At 38.4% G+C, this 24,461-nt stretch carries 22 protein-coding genes; 15 read left to right on the forward strand and 7 right to left on the reverse strand.

Going from position 1 to position 24,461, the window contains the following annotated elements; genetic code table 11:
• Window positions 1–81 precede the first annotated feature (81 nt).
• From JFU50_RS12555 to JFU50_RS12585, 7 genes are all read left to right on the forward strand, one after another.
• Complete coding sequence (locus tag JFU50_RS12555) at window positions 82–1,275, forward strand: MFS transporter (protein WP_201222763.1); 1,194 nt, start codon at window positions 82–84, stop codon at window positions 1,273–1,275.
• A gap of 89 nt (window positions 1,276–1,364) precedes the next feature.
• On the forward strand, window positions 1,365–1,703 hold the full coding sequence (locus JFU50_RS12560; RefSeq protein ID WP_056525653.1) for a hypothetical protein: 339 nt from the start codon (window positions 1,365–1,367) through the stop codon (window positions 1,701–1,703).
• A 110-nt stretch (window positions 1,704–1,813) separates the two neighbouring features.
• Window positions 1,814–2,065 carry a hypothetical protein gene (locus JFU50_RS12565; RefSeq protein ID WP_201222765.1) on the forward strand — a complete coding sequence of 84 codons (252 nt, stop codon included), beginning with the start codon at window positions 1,814–1,816 and terminating at the stop codon, window positions 2,063–2,065.
• A 232-nt stretch (window positions 2,066–2,297) separates the two neighbouring features.
• Window positions 2,298–3,164: an STAS domain-containing protein gene (locus tag JFU50_RS12570; RefSeq protein WP_201222766.1), complete on the forward strand. Its 867-nt coding sequence runs from the start codon at window positions 2,298–2,300 to the stop codon at window positions 3,162–3,164.
• 255 nt (window positions 3,165–3,419) lie between these two features.
• On the forward strand, window positions 3,420–3,566 hold the full coding sequence (locus JFU50_RS12575) for a hypothetical protein (protein WP_201222767.1): 147 nt from the start codon (window positions 3,420–3,422) through the stop codon (window positions 3,564–3,566).
• 18 nt (window positions 3,567–3,584) lie between these two features.
• Entirely contained in the window at window positions 3,585–4,016 is a 432-nt protein-coding gene (locus tag JFU50_RS12580; protein ID WP_201222768.1) for a hypothetical protein, read from the forward strand.
• Window positions 4,017–4,278: 262 nt separating this feature from the next.
• Entirely contained in the window at window positions 4,279–6,642 is a 2,364-nt protein-coding gene (locus JFU50_RS12585) for a penicillin acylase family protein (RefSeq protein ID WP_201187135.1), read from the forward strand.
• 143 nt (window positions 6,643–6,785) lie between these two features.
• On the opposite strand, the gene JFU50_RS12590 is transcribed toward JFU50_RS12585, so the two are convergent.
• Together JFU50_RS12590 and JFU50_RS12595 are read right to left on the reverse strand one after the other, a co-directional pair.
• Window positions 6,786–7,004, reverse strand: coding sequence for a hypothetical protein (locus tag JFU50_RS12590; protein ID WP_201222769.1), 219 nt, complete (start codon window positions 7,002–7,004; stop codon window positions 6,786–6,788).
• Window positions 6,997–7,620: a sigma-70 family RNA polymerase sigma factor gene (locus JFU50_RS12595; RefSeq protein ID WP_056525642.1), complete on the reverse strand. Its 624-nt coding sequence runs from the start codon at window positions 7,618–7,620 to the stop codon at window positions 6,997–6,999. Before JFU50_RS12595 ends, JFU50_RS12590 begins: the two co-directional genes overlap by 8 nt.
• 156 nt (window positions 7,621–7,776) lie before the next feature.
• On the opposite strand from JFU50_RS12595, the gene JFU50_RS12600 reads away from it, so the two are divergent.
• From JFU50_RS12600 to JFU50_RS12630, 7 genes are all read left to right on the forward strand, one after another.
• Window positions 7,777–7,938 carry a YvrJ family protein gene (locus JFU50_RS12600; protein ID WP_082527571.1) on the forward strand — a complete coding sequence of 54 codons (162 nt, stop codon included), beginning with the start codon at window positions 7,777–7,779 and terminating at the stop codon, window positions 7,936–7,938.
• 402 nt (window positions 7,939–8,340) lie between these two features.
• The gene (locus JFU50_RS12605; RefSeq protein WP_309558246.1) at window positions 8,341–9,177 is read left to right on the forward strand and encodes a GNAT family N-acetyltransferase; all 837 of its coding nucleotides are present in this window, start codon (window positions 8,341–8,343) and stop codon (window positions 9,175–9,177) included.
• 158 nt (window positions 9,178–9,335) lie between these two features.
• Window positions 9,336–9,794, forward strand: coding sequence for a DinB family protein (locus tag JFU50_RS12610; protein ID WP_201187134.1), 459 nt, complete (start codon window positions 9,336–9,338; stop codon window positions 9,792–9,794).
• Window positions 9,795–10,341: 547 nt separating this feature from the next.
• Entirely contained in the window at window positions 10,342–14,160 is a 3,819-nt protein-coding gene (locus JFU50_RS12615) for a bifunctional 2',3'-cyclic-nucleotide 2'-phosphodiesterase/3'-nucleotidase (RefSeq protein ID WP_242489041.1), read from the forward strand.
• A gap of 747 nt (window positions 14,161–14,907) precedes the next feature.
• A complete protein-coding gene (locus JFU50_RS12620) occupies window positions 14,908–16,503 on the forward strand; it encodes a spore germination protein (protein WP_201222770.1) in 1,596 nt (531 codons plus the stop codon).
• 213 nt (window positions 16,504–16,716) lie between these two features.
• Window positions 16,717–16,950, forward strand: coding sequence for a hypothetical protein (locus tag JFU50_RS12625; RefSeq protein ID WP_201187131.1), 234 nt, complete (start codon window positions 16,717–16,719; stop codon window positions 16,948–16,950).
• A 54-nt stretch (window positions 16,951–17,004) separates the two neighbouring features.
• On the forward strand, window positions 17,005–17,196 hold the full coding sequence (locus JFU50_RS12630) for a hypothetical protein (RefSeq protein WP_242485365.1): 192 nt from the start codon (window positions 17,005–17,007) through the stop codon (window positions 17,194–17,196).
• A 317-nt stretch (window positions 17,197–17,513) separates the two neighbouring features.
• Here the strand turns inward: JFU50_RS12630 and JFU50_RS12635 are convergent, their stop codons facing one another.
• Entirely contained in the window at window positions 17,514–18,728 is a 1,215-nt protein-coding gene (locus JFU50_RS12635; RefSeq protein WP_201222772.1) for a Ger(x)C family spore germination protein, read from the reverse strand.
• A gap of 298 nt (window positions 18,729–19,026) precedes the next feature.
• Window positions 19,027–20,133: a GerAB/ArcD/ProY family transporter gene (locus JFU50_RS12640; protein WP_342366277.1), complete on the reverse strand. Its 1,107-nt coding sequence runs from the start codon at window positions 20,131–20,133 to the stop codon at window positions 19,027–19,029.
• Window positions 20,134–20,446: 313 nt separating this feature from the next.
• Between JFU50_RS12640 and JFU50_RS12645 the strand changes: the two genes are divergently transcribed.
• Window positions 20,447–21,310 (forward strand): DUF4349 domain-containing protein, encoded by an 864-nt coding sequence (locus JFU50_RS12645; RefSeq protein ID WP_201222776.1) that lies wholly within the window; start codon window positions 20,447–20,449, stop codon window positions 21,308–21,310.
• Window positions 21,311–21,359: 49 nt separating this feature from the next.
• On the opposite strand, the gene JFU50_RS12650 is transcribed toward JFU50_RS12645, so the two are convergent.
• From JFU50_RS12650 to JFU50_RS12660, 3 genes are all read right to left on the reverse strand, one after another.
• Window positions 21,360–22,724, reverse strand: coding sequence for an amino acid permease (locus JFU50_RS12650; protein ID WP_098178128.1), 1,365 nt, complete (start codon window positions 22,722–22,724; stop codon window positions 21,360–21,362).
• Between the two features lie 268 nt (window positions 22,725–22,992).
• Window positions 22,993–23,259: an endonuclease gene (locus JFU50_RS12655; RefSeq protein ID WP_201222778.1), complete on the reverse strand. Its 267-nt coding sequence runs from the start codon at window positions 23,257–23,259 to the stop codon at window positions 22,993–22,995.
• A 13-nt stretch (window positions 23,260–23,272) separates the two neighbouring features.
• Entirely contained in the window at window positions 23,273–24,448 is a 1,176-nt protein-coding gene (locus JFU50_RS12660) for an MFS transporter (protein ID WP_201222780.1), read from the reverse strand.
• Window positions 24,449–24,461: the final 13 nt, after the last annotated feature.

Here is a 24,461-nt window from a genome sequence, read left to right on the forward strand (position 1 = left end):
AACAACTTATGGCGAAATAGACAACTCAGGCAGATAGTATTAACATAAGAGAAAGTTTAATTTTGAAAGGTTTGAACAACAGTGAATTATATTGAGCCTGCTGGTAAATCATTCAGAAAGACAATCTTGGCTTTATTTCTTGGAAGCTTTGTAACATTTGCCGATTTATATAGTACTCAACCAGTCATTCCGGTATTCGCAAAACAATTCGGAGTCTCTCCAGCGGTGGCAAGCCTGACACTATCTTTCGCTACAGGGACGCTTGCCATTTGTTTATTGCTTGTTTCCTTTTTCTCTGAAAATATCGATAGGAAAAAGATAATGGGTACAGCGCTCACATTGTCTGCATTGTTATCTATATGTGTCAGCTTTATTCAAGACGACCTATACATCTTGATCGCAATCAGAGCGGTTCAAGGAGCGGTGCTTGCAGGTTTCCCCGCGATAGCAATGGCCTATATCAGTGAAGAATTTCATCCGAAAAGTCTGGGCTATGTGATGGGAATCTACGTGAGCGGTTCGAGTATCGGCGGACTGGCGGGCAGGCTCATTGTAGGAGTGCTGACTGATCATTTCTCATGGAATATAGCGATAGGTAGTCTTGGGGCTTTGAGTTTGATTATTAGTCTAGCCTTTTGGTGGATGCTTCCTCCTTCACAGCATGCTGTTCGCAATAAAATATCGTTGTCGAGAATTAAAAATTCACTTATCAACAACTTAAGGAATACTAGACTAGTACTCTTATTCGGCATGGCATTCTTATTAATGGGCTCGTTTGTGACTGTTTATAACTTTGTAGGTATACCATTAATGGGACCGCCGTATCATTTATCACAGACATTGATTGGTTTCATTTTTATTATCTATCTCGTTGGGACATTTAGTTCAACGTGGATGGGAAAGCTGGCGGACCAATTTAGTCGGAGGATCGTTCTTCTTTCCGGAATAGCCATCATGCTAATGGGTGCCCTTTTAACCTTATTAGGCCCACTTTTATTAAAAATAATGGGTCTGGCACTTTTTACATTTGGTTTTTTTGGAGCTCATTCAATTGCGAGCAGTTGGGTCGGAAGGTTAGCTAAAAAAAGTGAAAAGGCACAAGCCTCCTCTTTATACCTTTTGTTTTACTATGCAGGGTCTAGTGTCGTAGGGGCATCGGGTGGACTATTTCTGATGAAGTTCGGCTGGAGCGGGGTCATTTCAGCAGTATCCATCCTAATCATTCTCGCTGCCGTGTGTGCCATGATGGTTGAAAAGGTGAAAATCGCTCAATAAAAGTATCTTTTCTATCATATTTGCCGAATTTCTGAATATAATCTAGTGAAAACGGATAAAGAATAATAGATTGATAAGAGAAGAGGGTAGTGGATAGAGTGAAACAAAAAGCTGTAATTCTCATTGGCTTAGTAGCCGTTTTAATTATATTATTCGTTGTATACTTAACAAGTCCAAGTCGTTTGGAAAAGGTAGAGATTGTAGAAAAATACTACCCACATTTTTCCGATGGCAAGGCGGTCGGTTTTAAGACGAACGAAGTCATTGATGTGACGGAAACCGAAGAGGGATCCAATTGCGCAATGAAATTCAACAATGGGAAAACGTTGGAAATTGATTGTGACCGTTATTTAACATACAAAATTGATGAAACAGTCTATATTACTTCTGATGGGAAACAAGTAAAGGAAATTCGAAGAAAAAGGTAGTGCTCGTCAATCACACAGAATACATAAAATAACGGTAAAGCTGATTTTGTTTAAATAACAAAATCAGCTTTTTTTACTTTGATGAATTTCGAACCAATTTCGAAAAAATTGTGGAAGAAACAGCGACGCGAAACGCTTTTACTGCTACAGGGGAACAATCGGCGGCCATTGAAGAGATTAGTGGTTTTGCTGAACATCCACGCACATTAGAAGGTGAAATGGATGAGATGCAATCATTCATACGTTTAAAGTTTAGCTTTTTATCCAATCCATTTAAAAACCCAGACCATTATGGACTGGGTTTTTTATTTATTTTTCTTAGTTTTACTTTTGTCCTTTTTATTGCGCTGAAGTATATCTAAGATTCTACGCTTGTTGTTTTTACTATTTATGAGTTCGACTAAATCACTCATGTTCTCAGATTCATAGTCTTGTTGATTTTTTTTCATCGGATTCCCTCCATGTCATATATCGTAATACCCTTTTGAAGACTCAGGTAAACGTCTTTTATCATATTGGTAATTTTAGGATCTTATTTCTTTTTTTAATTATAATTTGATAAAATGTGAAAAAAGCCCTGTGTGGGAGGCCTACATGGAAGAACTAAAATTGATTGGTGAGAAAATAGAAAAATTCAAATATATTTTAGCGGAACATATTGAGTTGTTTGAAGAAGAGGAATCTCTTTATAATTTGGAAATCAGTAAAGAGGTACGGGCTCAGCTTATTCAAATTCATGCAGATGCGTTAATTCATGGAAAATCTCAAGCAATGGAAATTATGAAAAAAACGGGTATGGAGATTGGAAAGCAAATCGTGGATATGGGTATTCCTTTGGATAAACATATTGAGGAAATACAGCTGGTTCGTAATCTTTTCTGGAGTTTTATTGAAGAAGAAGTAAGCAATCGCTACTATTCCATTGAAATTTTATTAAAGGCAAGTTCTATAATTGATGCAATCTTGGATCAGTTCATTCATTGCGTGAGTATAAGTTATGTGAATTATTATAAAGAAATAGCCACAGCGGCGAATGAATCATTGCAGAAAATTAAAGAAAATCAAGAAGTTATGGAAGAATTGGCAACACCAATTGTCCAGACCATTTTCAAAGACGTTCTTCTCGTACCGTTAATCGGCCGTATGGATGATTGGAGAATGGAGTCCATGCAATCGACGGTTATCCAAAAATGTGCAGATTTACATGCAGAAGTTTTGATCTTGGATTTCTCTGGCATTACCTTTACGAAGGAAAATAATATGTTCTTGCTGCTTGATCAATTGGTAGGAGCACTGTCGCTGATGGGAACGGAAACGATGTTTGTCGGTTTTACTCCGGATGTGGTTCGGCAAATTGTCCAACTTGATTTTGCTAATCGGGTAAAATCCTTCCTATCATTCGGACAGGCTCTGGATTATATCTTTAAGCAAAGAGGGCTGGCTCTTCAACCGGTGAAATGAAGGTATCCTTTTAAAATGAGGGTATCTTTTTTTATGGTACTGCTTAAAAAAATTCCATAAACAGAGGTATAGAACTGACTGGCTTTGCTTACCGTTCCTGTATGCTGCATCATTAATTAGGTTTACTTTACCTGTGTAGATTGAAGTGAAAATGAATTTTTATATCATCATGGCAATATTTCAACATGTTATAGTAAAAAATGAAACAAATTTAGTAAATGATCAAAGGGGATAGAAGTTTATCGACCAGATGAAATGGCCGGATTACATATGCTTGCCTCTCTTCCTAATAATTGGACATTCAAAGAGAGTTGGGTACTACTGGAAGTGCAGCAGGGCGCAAGCGTTAAAATAAAAATTGGATATAGTAAAGCGCAAAAACAAGAGCTGCCTGTAAAATAAAGGGACGGTGGATAAATAGTGCTTTTTAAGAAAAGGGATGAACTGGATCCAAATAAAAAATGGTACAGTATAGGAATCATGACGGATCATGGGCTACAAGATGAAGAATATGATGCTTTAATAAAACGCATTCACGATTCGGTCGAAAATGTTGTAATCATATCGGATTTGGTCAGGGTAGAGTGGGATGAAGAAAAACTGCAAACCTTGAACGAACGATTTCGATACCCGACATTTTCTGATCCTTGTTTTATTATTAATGAATTCAAATCAGTGGATATAAAAAGAGAAAGGAAGCTTCTGGAGAAAACCCATAAATGGAAGAGGCTTTTTGGTCTTCTATCTCCGATTGAATACATGGTTGCAGAGACAAAGGCGGCCCACGACTTTGACAAGGCCCTTTATTATACGGATGATGTAGACAATGCGATTGAATATCTTACAAAATAATGTTGAACACGCCGATACTCTGTTTCGGTGTGTTTTTTTATTGTTTATTCCCAGGGCGACTTTTTCGACACTGTGAAAAAGAATTTCCTTTTCCTCATTAAAAAATCGTGATACCAATTGACATGATGCTTGATTCCTTTTCATATTTGATAGATAACAGGAAAAATAGAGAAAATCAGGAAGGTAGTAGGAAAGATGGATAGAAACGCGAATAACTAAAGTAGAAAGAAAGAGAGCTTTAAAGGGAAAGGGAGATGTAGCAATGGAAGCTGTCGTACCTCAGCAAAAACCAAAACGGAAGTGGAGAAAACGCGTCCTATGGAGTTTAGGAATTCTGATTTTACTTTTGCTGTCTATCTTGATTGTAGCAAACGTATTTCTATCGCGCTCACTGCCGGAAACCAAGGGTGAAATATTGCTATCCGGTCTTTTGCAACCGGTTACAGTAGTGAGGGATTCCAGTGGGGTACCGCATATCAAGGCAGAAAATAATCATGATTTATATTTAGCGCAAGGGTATATTCAGGCCCAAGATCGTTTATTTCAAATGGATTTAAGCAGGCGCCAGGCTTCAGGTAGATTAAGTGAAGTGATTGGTGAGAAGACAGTTAAAAATGATAAATATTTTCGAACGCTGGGGTTGAGGCGGGCTGCTGAATCCTCCTATGCAGAGTATACAAGTGAAGGGAAAGAAGCCTTGGATGTGTTTGCCGAAGGGGTAAATCTCTATATCGATGAATTGAAGGAGAACGGAAATTGGCCGGTAGAGTTCACTTTACTTGGCTATGAGCCAGAACCCTGGACACCTGTTGATTCTCTCACTATAGGAAAATATATGGCCTTTGATTTGGGCGGGAATTGGGAAGACCAAGCGTTTAGACAGTATTTGCTGCAAACTTTTTCAAAGGAAAAAGCGTATGATTTATTCCCGAATTATCCAGAGGATGCTCCTTATATTATCAGCAAGGACGAACTTGATATTGAAAAAAGCTTTGCTGGGGCAGTTATTCCTTATGAATTCAACGGCAGCAATAATTGGGTCGTTTCGGGGAAGAAAACAGATTCAGGTCAGCCGCTTTTGGCGGATGATCCCCATCTAGGCTTAGCCACCCCGTCTGTTTGGTATCAAATGCACCTGGAGGCTCCGACTGTCAATGTGAGCGGTGTTATTTTTGCCGGGATTCCGGGAATCATTCTCGGTCATAATGAAAAGGTTGCCTGGGGTGTGACCAATACGGGGCCGGATGTTCAGGACCTGTATATCGAAAAGAGAAATCCAGCAAACGAGAATGAGTTTGCTTACAAAGATGATTGGGAAAAAGCTGATATCTTGGACGAACCGATCAAGGTGAAGGACGGTAAGACGCTCGATTATAAAGTGACGGTTACCCGCCATGGGCCGGTTGTCTCTGAGTTTGCTGGTAAAAGTGGAAAAGATACTGTCCTTGCGTTAAGGTGGACAGCACTTGATCCATCTGCCGAGCTGGAAGCGGTATTGAATATGAATAAAGCGAAAGACTGGAAAGAATTCGAAAAAGCCCTCTTGAAATTTGAAACGCCGGCACAGAATTTTGTCTTTGCTTCGGTCGATGGGACTATTGCTTATAAGGCGAACGGGAAAATCCCAATTCGGAAAAAAGGGGATAGTATGTTACCTGTCCCTGGTTGGACCGATGAATATGAATGGAAAGGCTATATCCCGTTCGATGAACTCCCAAAAACGATCAATCCAGAATCAGGATTTATTTCGACAGCAAATAATAAGGTTATATCCGATGATTATCCTTACCATATCAGCAATAACTGGGCGCAGCCATACCGTCAGATGAGGATCCAGGAGTTTTTACATGCTAATAAAAAGCTCACCACAGAGGATATGCAAAGTCTGCAGATGGATCAGTTAAACCTACAGGCTAAGGAGTTTGTCCCTCAATTTTTAGAGGTGTTGAAAGGCTCATCTGGTAAACAGGAAGACCAAGCTTTAAGAATTCTGAAGAAATGGAATAACATTGATTCTATAGATGCAGCAGCGCCGATGATTTTTAATGTCTGGATGAAAAAGATAGGGGAAGTTCTGCTAATGGATGAAATACCTGAGGAAACTCTCAACCTCTTTAATGGAAGGCGATCCGCCATTGATGAACTGCTGCGGCGGGCACTGGACGGGAAGCCAGGTCCTTGGATAGAAGAAGCTGGCGGACTTGAGCAAGTACTCGCAAAGTCATTACAACAGACATTGAAGGATCTGGAGAAATCACAGGGTAACGACATAGCTGATTGGGAGTGGGGGGATTATCACCAAGTCCGCTTTAACCATCCTCTATCGAGTGTTGCTCCGTTGAATTATTTGTTTAACAACGAAGGTGGAATTCCAGTCGGCGGCAGCAGTGTCACCGTACAGGCAGCAGCATTTCTAGATGATGGAACCGTCAATCATGGAGGCTCATGGCGCTTTGTCATCGATCTATCTGATATGAATCAAGGCTACCATCTCGTTGGTCCGGGTCAATCAGGTAACGTTAAAAGCAAATGGTACCACGATCAGCTTGATGATTGGACTGACGGAACCTATCATAAAACCGTATTAGATCATCCAAAAGGCGATAAACTGATATTAAACCCATAAGAATTAGCGTAACCTTACTTGCTTTGATAGAAGTAAGGCTTTTTATGATACTGGAGTGATGCGATTAAGTGCTTAATTGACACAATACATGGCAGCGGTAAAAAAGAGTACCAAGTCCAGCATGAGCTGAACTTGGTACTCTTTTAACGTTTTTGTTTAGTTAAGAATTCTGCAAGGAACTCTTCGAAATTTGGTGCTTCGATAGCGGCTATTTTTTCGTATGATTCAATGATTTTGAGTTTGATATCTTGCTCTAGGTCATTTCTGTCTTGATAATGTGTGTTTTTTAATGATTTTTTTATTTTAGGATTCAAAGAATCAATTAGGTCAATTAATTCTTCTTTTGAGAGTTTTTTATCCACAATACCTTTTCTCCTTCCTATCATAAACATCATTCATATAGTACTTTTGCAGTTTTTTGAGAGCTTGTTTACGTATGCTTGAAATATTCTGAGGTGACTCATGAAAATAAGCCGCAATTTCTTTGTTGGATAGTCCATAGGTAAAGGCCATGGTTAGTACCAGGTTTTGCTTGGTTGTTAAATTTTTCAAGGCTTCTATCAATTTTTCATCACTTATGTGGGAGGATAGTTCATCGGTTTCCCCCATCTTTTCAAGTCGTCCATCCAAGTTGCCAATTCGGTCAATCATTCTTCCGGTATCCTTTGGTGTCGCATCAAGTACCATTCGATAGCGTTCCCGTTGTTTTCGTGCTCTTTTATCAAAATCAACTGAGAAGAAGTAAATTAAAGAGCACATGTATTTGTATACTCTTGCCCGATAATAGAAAATTTTAAAGGTCTCGTTGAGATGACCAATGTTGTGTGTAGAAGGGGAATCTAAAGTATCAGTGAAAATTTTTAAATGCTCTGGATTCTGTAAAAATAATTGAATGATTGGCTGTTCGAAGAATGACGAATAATGCTGTTGTAAAAATTCTAATGAATGAGAAAAGAAATGAGAAGTTAACTTGTTCATTGCTATCCCTCCTTTAATTATTAAAGTGATAGACAAGGGGAATAAATCAATTATATACGAACATTCGTTCTTTTTACCATAAATCAATAGTGCTAGATTGATTTTCTGAAACAAGTTTCACTTTAGATATCAGATACAAGAAAAGGGGTGAAGAGGATGATGATTGAGGATGCTACTATGTGGGTGTCATTAGTTAGCGATTTTGGCTATCCATTCGTCGTTTCTATGTTTTTGCTCTTCCGCTTCGGTAAAAAATTAAAAGAACTGACAACGGACGTCGAGAACTTAAAAAAGTCCGCTCATAAAACGAAACGATAACCTCAGGACGTTACGTCGCTAGGTAGTGAAAACCGAATTTCGGATTCTATACAAAAGAGGATCCGAAATTCGGGTATAAAGAATTCGGGACGATGGAAAGTGAGTCCATTAAATTCCTCCTTTTGAGTCGGATAGGGATAATGATACTCCATTATTTGGAATATACCATAAAATGGGTGATAAATAATCGTCAAATTGAATCATTTTACTACTATAATTCATCCGACAATAGAATTAGGTAGGAAATCCTCCTCTCATACGATTTTAGTTTTATAGGTTAAAGTGAAAATACTTTTAAAAAAACAACTTTAATAAATAAACTTATAGAAAGCTTGCAGCATCCCAATAAAGGGTGCTGCTTTTCTTATTTTTTTGGTAATAAACTGATATTATGGAAAAGGGGTGACAATTTTGAACAAAAAACAGCTCGATGATATCGAAAGTCTGCAACAGAGATGTGAACAGGAAGATTTTACTTTAAAGCTAAATTGGGAGACGCTTCGCAGCCGAAATGGTGTAATGAAGAATGATTTCTTTCATTACGTGGGAGTCAAACTTGTCGGTTTTCTTGGTCTTTATGATTTCGGGAATAAAGTAGAGATGTGTGGGATGGTTCATCCAGACTTCCGGAGGCAAGGGATTTTTACAGATTTAATGGACGAAGCTTTAAGGACTGCTTTGCAGCGGGACTATAAGCTAATTATCCTGAATACCCCTGCCCAATCTCATTCAGGGCAGGGGTTTATGAAGCAACTGCCATGTGAGTTTTCCTTTTCTGAGTATCAAATGAAATGGTCAAACATGGAGCTGGATAATTATGAGGATGTGGTCGTTCGTCCTTCAAACAGAGATGATGCGGAAACGGAAATTCAGCTGGATGTTCATTGTTTTAAGTTTTCGGAAAAAGAAGCGCGAGATTATTATCAACGTGTTCAAATCGAGGATACTTTGAAAACAATGATGATTGAAAAAGATGGTCGAGCGGTCGGTAAAATCCGTGTTGATCATTCGGGCGGAGAAGCATGGATTTATGGATTTGCAATTTTTCCGGAATACCAGGGAAAAGGGCTTGGCAGAAAGGTGCTGAAAAGGATTGTAGCCGAACAACGGCAACTAGGGTATGATATTTTTCTTGAAGTAGAAGCAACCAATGATCATGCTTTAAGACTTTATGAATCTTGCGGATTCAAAACCGTTCAACGCCAGGATTATTATCAGTATAAAAAGTTAGAAGGCTGAATGACATAATTGTATGAATGGATTCAATGGTCCAACTTAAAAACGGTATGTCAGTTAAAACTAAGTGAGATATCTGACTGAGTAAATAAATAGAAACAAAAAGCATTGAGGAATTCGCAAGATGATGCTTGGGTGAAGGTACATAAGGGGGGAATAGGATGCTAACGTTATTCACCTATAACTGGCAGGTGAGAAGAGAGTGGTTTGAGTGGTGCCAGACTGTATCGAGTGCTGAACTTTTACGGCAGCGGAGTGGTGGGATGGGCACTATCTTAAAAACACTCGTTCATATTATTGATGTTGAATACAGTTGGATTCGGACGATTCAAGGGAAGCCAGATAGAGAGATTGATATGGATTCTTACAATACAATCGAGAAGGTAAAAGGCTTATCGGAACGTTATCATTCTGAAGTGAAAGTTTTTTTGTACTCGTATTCACCTGATTGGGAGAATGAGATAGTTGAGCCTTCTTGGATGGAGGGGACATATGAAATAGGCAGGATATTACGCCATCTGATTGCCCATGAAATTCATCATATTGGCCAGCTGTCTATCTGGTCGAGGGAAATCGGAATCAAACCGGTATCTGCCAGTGTGATTGATCGAGTTTTGTAAGTTCTTATTTAAGCATGAAAGAAACCGGTAAAGGAACCTGCTTTACCGGCTTTTTAGATATTTAATTCCTATCGTTTTTTCATAATGGAGGATTAAGGATTGAAAAGTAGGGAATAAACTTATTTTTCTTAAACACATCAGTCCTGCTTTTAGTAAGCGGATTATCCGGATTGCAGTCTGCATCTGTTGATCATGCTTTCATTCTATAAGACGCTTCAAAAGGATTACACACTGTCACATAAAACCGTTCCAATTAGAAAAAGAGCTGCAGAGAAAGAAGAAACTACAAGTTAATCTATAATTAGTAGGCTGGCTCATATGCCTCTTTGCATGTATTAAAGGGAGATTACCTACTATGATTCGGTAAAATTTATTAATAATTACATATATCTGAAAGTCAATAGCGTCACAGGTTTTAAAATGAATTAGCTAAAATAGTACTTTTTATTATAGTTTCTTAAAATTGAGGTAAATTGTGACACTTTTTCGACAAAATCATGTTATATTATTCTAGAATTTTACAAAAAATATAGAAGGGTTGTGAAGTATGTCGTTTAAGTCCAATGTAAAAAAAATACTAGCCCCGGTTCTTGCTGTGAGTTTAATTACGACTCCATTTACCGTACCGATGGAGGCATCCGCCAAAGAGGCTGCCAAGAGACCTGTCACGACTAAACCGTTTGTCATCTCATCTCCTACTGTTAATTATACAAATGGGGCAAAAGCTACAGTAACGGTCACACCGAAAAAAGGAAATACGGGGAAGGAAACTGTTGTCTTCCAGCTAATGAATGGAAAGAAGGTTGTTTCACAGTCAGCTGTTGAGACGGATATTAAATCAGCCCAGAAATTTTCCGCATACTTCAACTCGTACAAATCAGGTTATTGGATTAAGATATCCGTAGTCTCCAAGTATAACGGCAATACGAGCAATTTTGGCACCAGCCTAGCAACCTCCGTTTCCGATGCCCCGTTTGAACTAAGGATTATGGAAACGACAGATATACACACAAATCTAGTAAGCTATGATTATTATAAAGATGCTGTATCAGATTCAGTCGGCTTTTCACGCACAGCAACTTTAATCAAGCAGGCGAGAAAAGAAGTGAAAAATAGTGTTTTAGTAGATAATGGGGACCTTATTCAAGGTACACCGCTTGGTACATACAAAGCGAAGGTAGTTCCACTGAAGAAAGGTGAAGTCCACCCTGTCTATAAAGCAATGAATTTGCTTAATTATGATGTAGCTACATTTGGCAATCACGAATTCAACTATGGGTTGTCCTATTTAGATGAAGCCATCAACGATGCGAACTTCTCTTATGTAAATGCAAATATTTATAAAAAGGATAAAGATAAAAATCCAAAAAACGACAAAAATAAATATACCCCTTATAAAATTGTCACCAAGAAAGTAAAAGATATTAATGGAGCTGAAAAATCCGTAAAAGTAGGCTACATCGGATTTGCTCCACCACAAATCATGGATTGGGATAAAACGAACCTTGATGGTAAGGTCGTTACAAAAGAAATCGTCACAACAGCAAAAAAATATGTACCTGAAATGAAGAAAAAGGGCGCAGATGTCATCGTGGCGCTTACACATTCTGGTTTTAATGGCGACACAAAGAACACCGAGGATGTCATCTATTCATTAAGTAAAGTGTCTGATATCGATGCTATCACGTTCTCCCATACACATAAAGTCTTTCCGGCACAAGATGAAGCTTCTTTAGACAGCTTATTTAAAGATAGCCAAGGAAAAGTTCTTAAAGGTGTGGATAATAAAAAGGGTACAATCAATGGTGTACCGGCCGTTCAAGCAGGATATGGCGGTAGTAATCTAGGGATTATCGATCTTGATATCCAGAATATCAAGGGGAAATGGAAAGTCGTTAACTCAGATTCATCAACACGAGCAATCAACGACAAAATAACAGGGAAAAAAGCAGCTGAAGATGCATCTGTCGTCAAAGCCGTTAAAAAGGAGCACGAAGGAACGATCAAGTATGTTAACACACCAATTGGAACGACTACAGCTCCAATTCATAGTTACTTCGCCCTTGTGCAAGATGATCCTTCTGTACAAGTCGTGACAAGCGCACAGAAATGGTATGTAGAAAAATACATCCAAAGCAACCGACCTGAATACAAAGACTTGCCTATTCTCTCTGTAGGAGCTCCTTTCAAAGCAGGACGAAATGGAGTCGAAGAATTCACCGAAATAAAAAAAGGTGGTTTGACAATTCGCAGCGCCGGCGACTTATATTTATACGATAATACCTTGAAAGCGATCAAAATCAAAGGTTCCGTAGTAAAAGAATGGCTTGAAATGTCTGCGGGGAAATATAATACAATTGATCCGGCTAAGACTGAGGAACAGGAATTGCTTAATGGAAAGTTTGCCGTCTATAATTTTGATGTGATTGACGGTGTTACGTATCAAATCGATGTCACTAAGGCTCCGCGTTATGATGAAAAAGGAATAAAAGTGTCAGATTCAAGCAGGATTACCAATTTAGAATATAATGGTGAAGCAGTCAATCCTAATCAGGATTTCATCGTCGTGACGAATAATTACCGTGCTTCGGGTGGTGGAAACTTCCCGGGAGTCAAGGGAAGCGAATACGTAGTTGACTCTGCGGATGAAAATCGCCAGATCTTGATGGATTACATTACACAAGAGAAGGAGATCAATCCAACCGCTGATAATAACTGGTCGATTGCCCCAATTTCAGGCAAGGTGAATGTTACGTTCACCTCATCACCAAAGGGTGCGGAATATTTAAATGAAGATAGCCCGATTTCTTATACAGGTAAAAAAGATGATAAAGGCTTTGGTATTTACAAATTCAATCTGGGGAAAGAAAACATTAAAGTGCAATTGCTTGGAATCAATGATCTTCATGGCCAGTTGGACACTACTTCTGAATTTAGTGGGGTCAAACAAGGACGTGCTGATTATTTAGCGGCGCACTTAAAGCAGCGTAAAGCTGAAAACCCTGAAAATACACTTTTACTATCAGCTGGGGATGCAGTAGGGGCAAGTGCTCCTGTTTCCTCTTTGGTCCAGGACAAACCGACGCTTCAGTTTTTAAATAATATGAAATTTGATGTAGGAACTCTCGGGAACCATGAGTTCGATAAAGGGGTAGAAACCCTGATGGCTCAAATCAATGGCGGAAAGTCACCTACATCGGATGTAGTATTTGATAAATTGAACTTTCCGTATGTGGTTGCCAATGTCGTATATAAAGACACGAAAAAACCTATTTTGGACCCTTACGTCATAAAAAAGGTCGGCGGGGTTGATATTGGTTTCATAGGTGTAGTCACGAATGCCACACCTCAAAAAGTCAGTCCGGATGGCATTAAGAATGTGGAATTTATAGAACAGGCACCTGCCGTAAATAAGGCGGTTAATGAGTTGAAGAAAAAAGGTGTAAAATCAATTGTCGTCATCTCGCATGACCCAGGTACTGAAAAAGACGGTGTCATTACTGGTGAAGTAGCGGATCTTGCCAAAGCGGTAGATGATGAAGTCGATGTAATTTTAGCTGGAGATAATCATGCAAGGGTCAATAACTATGTAGATAATAAATTGATTGTACAAGCTTATTCTTATGGAACGGCTTTTGAAGATGTTGATTTGGAAATCGATCCAAACACAAAGGATATTGTTAAAAAGTCAGCCGAAATTGTTACAGTTACACAAGATGGCATCACGCCAGATGCTGGGACGACTAAATTTATTAACGGTTATCTAGACATGTTCCCTGAATTGAAAACCCCACTAGGGACAACGGATGAGAAATTTTTAAGAGCCAATGCCTATACACAAGAAACTGGTCTTGGGAATTTAATTGCGGACTCCATGAAGGCCGATTTGAAATCTGATTTTGCCTTCATGAATCCAGGTGGAATTCGCGCAGATATTCCAAAAGGAGAAGTTACCTTTTCTGATTTAGCGAAAATCCAGCCGTTCGGAAATGTGTTGGTCCGACTTGAACTAACTGGGGCTGAAGTGAAAACATTGCTTCAACAGCAATGGATTGTTGAAGGCTCTCCGAAAACGTTACAAATCTCAGGATTGAGCTATACGGCCGATTTCAGTAAACCTGTCACGGAACGTGTCACTTTATTGAAGAAAGCGGATGGAACGCCAATTGAGGATACAGAAACTTACACCGTGACCGTCAATGACTTCATGGCAAGCGGTGGCGATAATTATACCGTTTTAATAGGAAAAGAGCGTGTGTTTGGACATGCTGATCTAGAGGCTTTCGTTAACTATGTGAAAGATACCTTTAAAGGTGGAAAGATCACGGCAGGTATAGAAGGCAGAATTACGAATATCAATAATTAATTGAAGATTACCAGTCAAATTAAAGTTTACTCGTGAATTTGGTGTGTTTACTCGTAAGTTTTATGTATTTACTCGTGAATTTGCAGGATTTACTCGCAAAAATATTAAAAAGAGAGCGTTCCGTAATACAAAGGGACGCTCTCTTTTCTATTAATTTTTCTGAACATACAAAAGTTCGGGAACATTACTATTCCTGCTATACGGTCGCATCTCGAAAGCAGTTGAATTAATGAGTGTCAGTAAGGTTGTTCCGTGCAGGGTATCATGAAAAGTATTTATTATCTAAAAGTATTAAAAATTGGAAAATAGGCATGATAATAGTGAAGACATCTAGCACTTCATTAGGTAACACTATAAACTTGGAGTGTTAAAAGAAAGTGACCAATTCATGCAACCGGATAATAAAAAAAAGGGAGAAAACCCTGTATTTGAAAACAGTCCAGATTATTTAGATAAATGGGTTAGCTAATAAAGACCTCATTTGCAGTTTTATTTTAGAAAGACCTATGAGTGGCATTAATAACATTGAAATCGGGGATTCTCAGTCACTAGGCCAATTATATATATACAACCTTCACAAGCAATTGACCATAATGAATTAGCAAATACATAGTAGAGAATAAAATATGAAATTACAAGTGCTTTAAAAACCAAGTTAACTTATCAAATCTTTTCTCAAGAATTTTGGAAGAAATCTAATAACTCTACCTTCTGAAAAAGAAAAAGACTGAGAGGGGGATAAAATGTATGAGTTTATTTAAAAAACAAAGAAAAAACAGCATTAACCTCTCCTCATTCAAACAAGACGATCAAAATAAGGAAACGAACAAAGACTTGTTAAAAACAAGCCTCCAAGGAAACATTCAACATGTAAAGCAGCAGCTTGGAAATAGCAGCGATATCGTGATTAGAGAAATACAAATTGGCAAAGAGCCAAACGTTAAAGCATGTATTTTTTATACGGATGGATTGGTGGACACTAATTCCATTCAGAACTTTATCCTGGAATCACTCATGTTAGATATCCATCCTGATCAAGAGCAAATGATATCGTCTCAACAAAATGTTTTACAATTATTGAAAGGCCGCATCCTTGCGGTAGGAGACATACAGGATGTTACGGAATTCAGTTCCTTATTTACTTCCCTGTTATCAGGGGATGTTATTCTTTTATTGGATGGATATGCACAAGGGTTTACAATCGGTATGCGTGGTGGAAAAGACCGTGGTGTAATGGAATCCACCACGGAAACCGTCGTTAGGGGACCAAAGGAAGGTTTTACGGAGAGCTTGCGTACCAATACGGCGCTAATTCGACGAAAAATAAAGACTCCTCAACTTTGGTTGGAATCGAAAAAAATTGGAAACTTGACCAAAACCGATGTAGCAATCATGTACATCGACGGAATTGTGAATGACAAAGTTGTCGAAGAAGTGCACACGCGTCTGGATCGAATCGATATCGATGGAATCCTAGAAAGTGGTTATATTGAGGAATTGATTCAAGATGAGACGCACACCCCTTTTCCGACTATCTATTATTCTGAACGCCCTGATGTGATTGCCGCCGAGCTGTTGGAAGGGAAAGTCGCCATACTAGTGGACGGAACGCCGATTGTTCTAGTCGTCCCGGCACTGTTCGTCTCCTTTGTACAATCCGCGGAAGATTATTATCAGCGTGCAGACATTGCCACCCTTATTCGTTTGCTTCGTTTTTTTACTATTTTTATTGCTCTACTAGGACCATCCCTATATATCGCTATCACCACGTATCATCAGGAAATGTTACCAACTAAACTATTGATCGGTCTAGCCGCTCAACGAGAAGGGGTTCCCTTTCCTGCATTCATTGAAGCTCTTATGATGGAAGTTGCGTTTGAAATCTTGCGGGAGGCTAGTTTACGAATGCCAAAAGCTATAGGACAAGCTATATCTATTGTAGGGACACTGGTGATTGGAACAGCGGCAGTAGAGGCTGGAATCGTATCGGCCGCCATGGTAATCGTTGTTGCAATCACGGCTATTTCAAGCTTCGTTCTTCCGTCATTTACCATATCCATGTCGATTAGAATACTCCGTTTCCCGATGATGGTGCTTGCCGCTACTTTTGGCTTATTCGGGATAATCGTTGGGGTCATTGCACTTGTTCTTCACTTGTGCAGCTTGCGTTCCTATGGGGTTCCCTATATGAGTCCTTTTGCTCCTTTTATCGGTAAAGACATGAAGGATACGCTTATTCGGGTACCGAGATGGGGGATGTTTGCCCGCCCCCGTTTAATCAGCCAGCAAAACAATAAACGCGAGCAGACCTCGGCACCGAAACCGCCGCGGGATAAAGTGTGAGATTGACAACAAAGTTATCAAAATGGTATCAAAATACACAAAAAACGCTTCTATTTAGTTGGATAAAGCCATTTATCATGGCGATTCTAAGATACCAAAAAGGTATAAGAAGGATTGGAATAAACAACTTTAACTTGTCTGGGTAGATACAAAGATTTGACGGTACAGTATCCCATTCTGTTATAAAGCAAATAGAGAAAGGAGTAGTAGAAATTGTTGGCTGTTGCAGGAATCCTTGTCATTGTCGCTGTGATTATCGCTATTGAGGCTCCTAGTCTGTTGAGGAAAAAATTAAAAAAGGAATTATGGATATTTTCCATTCTTCTACTATTCGGAACTGCGTTAAGCATTGCCCAAGCACTGAATATCAAGATTCCCAATCCACTAGACTGGATTACAGCTATTTATAAACCGCTTTCCGACATGATTGAGAAAGTATTAAAGTGAAAATGGAATATGAAGGGATGCTTAAAACGGGCATTTTTTACATATGGTTGATAGTTGAAAAATAAGGAAGTGTGTCCACTTCATATCGAGTATTTAGACGAACGTGATCAAAAAGGGAAAGTTTTTGAAAGCAGACTTATCGCGGATAGTTTAGGCGGTTTAGTTGTCTATATTGCAGTAAAATTTGAAGAAGCGCACTCATTGGCGGAAAATGATTCTCATGATGATGATAATGTTCAGACTTAAATTAAAAGAGTGGTCAATTTAATAACAAATGGCTAAAGAACTTAATCAGTGTGTGTCGGAGCAATGAGGCCATCATTCACATCAGGAGCTGGAGGCAGTTCCTTTTCTTTTTGAAATAAATCTGCTAGATGCTTGAAAAATCCGATTAATTTTCAAAAGTACACTTTAGATAACTTGGTTTATGCTTTTGTGTGAGTATCGCAAATAGGGGTACAGCAACCATTTGTGAAATGAGGGGCCATGTTCAAATAGATTCCATTCAAAAAAAGGGATTCATGAAACACAACGTAACCTCATTTCATAATAAACCAAGCCAATTACTTTATTTTTTCTAAAACGGAATTACCAACCGTACCTATGTTTCGGATCTCTCCTTGCACCTTTATATTTACAGGCACGTGCTCAAAATTTTTATCCCAATCTTTTTTTAGTTTTTTCCAGGCTTTAGGATCAGCTCGATGAATCGCCTCACCAAATCCAAAAATGTCTACTTTCTCATTTTTCTGTACCTGTTTTATTGAATTCATGAAAAATCTCTTCGCTTCTTTTTCATAAATTTTCTCTAATTTTTCAATCGTTTCTGGTTTTGTCAAATCGATTTGACATTCTACTTCGCCTAAATTGCCTTCCACATGAATATTTAGATCTATCTCAGGTTTTCCATTCTTTATCTTACCCTTCATTTCCGTGTTTGACCTTTTCACTTCATACACAGCTTTTCCGCCCTTAGGACACGATAAATTCACAGCTGTACTTTTCTCCTTATTTGTAATGACGGTATACGTTTTGCTTTGTTTCTCATTTAGCCAGCCAACTAATTTATCCTCATTAAATACTGCTAATCCTTGAAACTTCAAACGAGCAGGGGGATCAATCATTTCTACATTCTGTTTGCTTAAAGAAGTTTTTTTATCACCTTTTATATCTGCTTGGATTCCTGTTAACACAGGTTGTTTTCCTTCATTTACTATATCTGAAATCAAATCGTCTAAGTTAACGGAACTTGTCGCTGACCATGCAGCTGCAGAGACTTCCAGGGTATCAAATATTTCATTTGCAGGTATTTTTTCTAAAGACGTGGGCACCTTCAGGATCTCTGCTGCTTTCATTCCCTTAGCTACGACGATATAAAAATCGGATCGGAGTTCCCAGTCTCTTGAGAGAATATCTAACGGTTTCCCAATTCCTTTTTTTGCTAATGACTCACCAATCACGAGGGTTCGAAGATGTGAGGGATATATTTTTCTAGGGGATTCCTTTGTCATTTGTCGGAAAGCCTCAAATATAGTTTCCCCTTTCGCCTGATAGATGATTGTCGGTGACCCGTCGGAACCTCCACCGCCTCCTTTTCCTGTAGCTAATTCTCCAGGATTCACCACTTGGGCTGTTACAAGATATTGACCATCTTTTGTACGATCTAGTCCTATGGCCAGCGTAATAGCCAGTTCATTTAATTCACGACGGTTCCAGCAACCCGTAGTGAATAACAGGAATACGATTAGTATGATAAACATGGTGTAGCTCCGTTTCATAGACGAGACTCCTTTCACTCTATTTATTTATAGGGGTTCAGCCGAGATACGTTTAAAAATGGGTCATAGCGATACAGTTTACCAATCGTTGGCAATTTTTTCAGGGTGTTCCATAAACGACCATTAGGGGGACATATTGTTCGAAATTGATGGCTAAAATGAATGCTTTTAGTCCCTAAACCCTTCCTATTCAAAATCCTATAAAAAAACAGAAAGAAATTTACATAAATTTTCTTAGAGTAGATTTTATGTAAATTATCTATACTCTGAAAATCTGGAGTATTCAATGAAACGTTTTTTATTTTTGATGTATTTTTTTTCGGAATGCATTGACTATTAATAAGAGAATAGGAAGTACAAGTCCGTACGTTGAAACGTATAGGGGCCAAATTTCTTTATCAAATGTGGATGAATGTACCACATTGGGATGTATAAATAAGGAAAGCGAAACTATGATCATCCCTAAGGGTAGCGTAAGTGGCCGATAATCCTTCATATTCAATGTTTGTGCAAGACCTATGACAGAAGCGTAAAAGTAAAAAGACATTTTATAATAAATCGTGATAATCCACATGATAGCCATTATTGCTTCAATCCTTTGAAGAAAATCGCCAACGTTTATTTTTCTGGCCAAAGCATAACTAGGATACGTGTTTCTGGCAGTATTATCTACACCTAAAACTATAATAGTTAAAGCGATAATGATGAGTAAACAGATTCCGCCGATTAGTACTCCGATAAAAAAGCTTTTTTCAGCTGCTTTTGGTTGATTCACTGAAACAGGAAAAATCATTAATAAAACAAACAATGGCAAAGAAAAAATACTTGTAAAAAGAAAAACAGCATGAATCATCGGTTTTATTCCTGTTTCAAATACGGGCTGTATATTATCAAACTTATATTCAGCAGGAGGTAATAATATTGAAACCACTAGAATTACGAATAAAAAAACAAAGATAGGAAATAACAATTCTGCAGAACGAGCCAACGGTTCAAGACCAAGTCGAACTCCCATTATTAAGATGCATGCGAAAAGGATATGGATCGCTTCAATTGGTGTATCAGGCATAATCTGTGTAGTTAAGAAATTCCCAACATAAAGCAATAGTTCTGCGGTGGAGTAAAGTGAAAAAAAAACAAATGTAATGGAGACTGCCTTACCTAACCATTTGCCAAAAAGTGTTTCAATGATTTCAACCAGTGTCTTAGTGGGGAACATCCTGCCTACGGAGATATATAAAGCCACCAGCAATAAACCTATGCCTGTACCAATTACAGCTGCAATCCAAGCATCTTGTTTTACCTCTTGAGCCATAATTCCAGGAATCACCAAGATGGTCGTACCTATAGAAAATAAAATAACTAATATTGCAAATTGTCGAGCGCTAATTTTGAAATTTCCCACTATATCCCGACTTTCCATCGCTGATTATAATTCTTATTGTTTCCTTTGTATTGTTAGAATAAACTCTTCCTTTATAGAAAGGTTGATATATCCCCGCTTTCAAATTTCTTTAGTATTTCTTGTGGCTAATACGTCCACAAATGAGCCTCTGAAAATCGGAACTAATACACTTTTAGCTAATTTTCTATAGTCAATATACTAACCACCATCTTTATACATAATTTGGATGTTTGTATACCAGTACCTTTCATCATTGAAGTGTAACTTTCTTCCAAATTATTCGTCGGTAATGTTAAGAGAAGGAGGAATACCGATGAATCGAAAAAAAGTGATACTTATTTTCAGCTTGTTTCTTTTATTGGGGGCATGCAGTAGTAATGATAAAGAAGAATCCTTGTCGAAGTCACAGGAAGGAAAAGTGGAAAGTAAAATGGACGCCTCCTTATCTGGAGAACAGGCTTCTGATAAGCAGGCGGAAAAAGAAGCGGCAACAAATGAAAGAATGGCCATCCATCAAGCACAGCTTCAGTTGAAAGTGAAAAATCTTGAAAAAACACAAATGAAGATTGAAAGAAAGGCGAACGAATACGGCGGCTATGTTGTAGAGTCGAATGTATACAGGGAAGATGAAGAGATGGTAGAAGGTTCGATTACAGTACGGATTCCGGAAGCTCGTTTTCAGGATTTTCTTGTTGATACCGAGGAGCAGGCTTCAGAAGTGGTCGAAAGAAATGTGACAGGCCAGGATGTAACAGAGCAGTATGTAGATTTAAAGGCAAGACTGAAATCAAAGCGGGCTGTGGAAGAGAGGTTACTTGCATTCATGAAGGATGCTAAGAAAACGGAAGATTTGCTGAAAATATCATCCGATCTTGCCACTGTCCAAGAGGAGATAGAGCAGCTAGTTGGGCAAATAAAGTATCTTGAAAACCAAACCTCGTTTTCAACGGTAACAATAACTTTATCGCAAGACCATATTATTGTGCCAGGTATTGATAATAAAAAATTGAATACATGGGAGAGAACGAAGAAGCAATTCGCAACGAGTGCGAATTTTTTACTTAAAGCAGTTTCAGGACTGATTGTTTTTATTATAGGAAACTTGCCGATCCTCATTATTTTAGGCGGAGTGGGTGCTGTAATTTATTGGACGCTAAAAAGAAGGAGAAAAGGTTAAATATAGATCATAAAAGGGTGCCCAAGTTTGATTGGACACCCTTTTTTATTTATTTTCTCTTATGCAAACCGGATGCATAATACAAGACTACAAGCAATATGATCCAAATCGGACCGACGATCAAGGCGATTCTGGTATCTGCTGAAAAGCCGAGTATGACCATTACAAATACTAGAAAAGCAAGAGCGAAATAAGAAGTGAGTGGGAATAACGGCATCTTATACGTTAAGCCTTGTTTTTCTCCCGGACTCATTTTCTTTCTTGAGATAATCTGTGTGACAAGAATGGTTCCCCATGTCCAGAGGGCACCGAATGTAGCAACACTTGTTACGTAACCGAAGACCTTATCCGCTTCCATATAGTTAAGGTAGACGCCGAAAAGAAGCACGACAGCCGAAACAATAATGGCAACACCTGGAACGCCTGTCTTTGTTGTACGTTGGAAGCTTTTAGGTGATTCCCCTTGCTGTGCTAGGTTAAACAACATTCTGCCTGTACTAAAGATTCCGCTGTTACAAGATGAAAGGGCGGCTGTCAGTACGACAAACTGAATGATTCCTGCTGCACCTGGTATACCGATTTTATCAAACATCATAACGAATGGGCTGTCTTTTCCATTCATTTGATCCCATGGAGTAATCGATAAAATAACAGTTAGAGCTAAAACGTAAAAAAGTAAAATTCGATAAAAGACTGTATCGATTGCTCTTTTTAAAGATTTTTCAGGATTTTTGACTTCACCTGCGGTTACTCCGAGCATTTCAATTCCCAAATAAGCGAACATGACCATTTGGAAAGAGAGGATGACACCGGAAATTCCATTAGGGAAAAAACCGCCATTTTCTACAAGGTTGCCGAATCCTACTGCGATTCCACCGTTTCCGAGTCCAAAGAGAATCATTCCAAACCCAAGAACAATCATTAGAATTATCGTAACAATTTTAATTAAGGCAAACCAAAACTCCAATTCACCATAAGCCTTTACAGCAAGAAAGTTAATCGTCGTCATAATGGCAAGAGCCGCTAATGCCCAAGCCCATTGTGGGGTCCCTGGAAACCAAAACTGCATATAAATTCCGACTGCTGTAATTTCAGCCATACAGGTGGCAATCCAAACGAACCAGTAATTCCAACCGGTTATATATCCGGCAAGAGGGCCGACATATTCGCTTGCATAGCGACTAAAAGAGCCTGCGACTGGATTTTTTATCGCCATTTCCCCTAGTGCCCGCATGATAAGATAGATCATAAGCCCGCCAATTGCATACGAAATAATAATAGCTGGGCCGGCTAATTTAATCGCAGATGCCGAGCCGAGAAATAAACCGACTCCAATGGCTGCGCCAAGAGACATTAATGCGATGTGTCTTTCTTCCAATCCTCTGTGCAGTTGAGAATCTTTGGAGTTTTGCATAATTTTCCCCTTTTCTTTGTTGGAGTGTAATTTTCTCTTTCTAGTCTTTCTAGCATTTTATCACTAGTAGAGGCTAATCAATATTATTTATTGATTTTTCACATAATATTACAACTAAATAATATATTTTAATAGAAAATTTGTAAAGTAAAAAAATGAAAACGCTTACTATAAAAGGTATTAGCTATATAAAAAAAGTTGAAATTTTTATAATATTTAAATAGATTGCTATTCGAAGAAAGTATAATTATGTGATTTTTCTAAAAATTTAGACTTTGTAAGAGGATGAGGCCCACTCCTGATGATCAATGAATGGGTTGCGATTATACTGATATTTATTATAAATGGTTGCATTTCGATTCCGTTCAAAGGTATCTACTGGGGACAGTTCGTTCCATTCCGGCAGGACCTCCAACTTTCTATGATAAGGATTGGTGCGGTTGTTCACTTGATTATTTAGATCTAAATTAATTTCACCACTATCACCGTAATGAACGGCCATATAAAACAGTATTCGGGCAATTTCGCTGTTCATTCAATTCACGAACCTACGCTACGTTAACTCCTTCTACGTTTGAACGGAAAATATTAATTTTTATCATAATCAATAAGAAAGCTAGCAATGAAAACACAATTCCGCTCCAGATGAGTTGATGTATTCCCAAGTGAGAAATAAACCAACCACCAATAGATGCCCCCAAAGTAATTCCAAGATTGGAAAATGAGACAAACAAGCTGTTGCCGAATTCAGGTGCTTCCTTCGCTTCAGTTGTCAACCATGTTTGGCTGACAATTAGACCACCAGAATGCACTATTCCCCAAATGAAAACCATTAGAATCATCGGAATTAAATAAGAGCCCAAATAATAAGCGAATAAATAGATTACTATATATAGAAGGGGAAACATTATTACGGTCTTAGTTATGCTTTTTTGCAAGAATCCACCAAACAAAAAGTTCCCAAAAATCATGATTAGACCAAACGCCATCAACATTACACTAATCAAAGAACCATTCATATGTGTTAATTGTCCCAAATATTCGGCAAAGTAGCTGTACACAGAAAACATCGCTGCAAAGATAAACATAACGGCTGCGATGTTTAACCATAATCCCGGTTTACGTAATATTCCAAGCTGCTTTCCATAAGACATTTTTTCCTCATTAGGCATGGAAGGAAGCCACATTAATATTCCTACAAAAGCAATCGCATTTACAACAGCCCCAAATAGGAAAGCAGTTTCTAACGAAAACTGTTCCGCGAAATAAGAAGTTAAAGGTACGCCAAATGCAAATCCGAAAGTAATTCCGGCAAAAACCTTTGTAACTGCTTGGTTACTTTTTTCCGGAGGAACAAGTTTGGCAGCAGTCACAAGAGCTATTGAAAAAAAGAGAGGATGAAAAATAGCGGGTAGAATACGGAAAACTAGCATGATATCAAATTTCGTTGTACATGCATAAATAATATTTGAAATCGTGAACATAAACACTGAGGTTAATAGAATTATTTTACGATTAATTCCAGAAGTGAGTAATGTCAAGAATGGACCTGAAATGGCAACGATTAAAGCAAATATACTTACAAGTAATCCGGCTTGTGAAGTTGTTATATTAAATTTTTGAGTTATCTGGGGTAGAACTCCCACAATCCCCATTTCAGTTGTAATAATGCCGAATACGCCTAGAGCCAACATAATAATAAGCAAAGGGTTAACTTTTTTCATTAATACAAATCTC

The organism is Peribacillus sp. TH14 (genome assembly GCF_016651145.1).
Lineage (GTDB): Bacteria > Bacillota > Bacilli > Bacillales > DSM-1321 > Peribacillus > Peribacillus butanolivorans.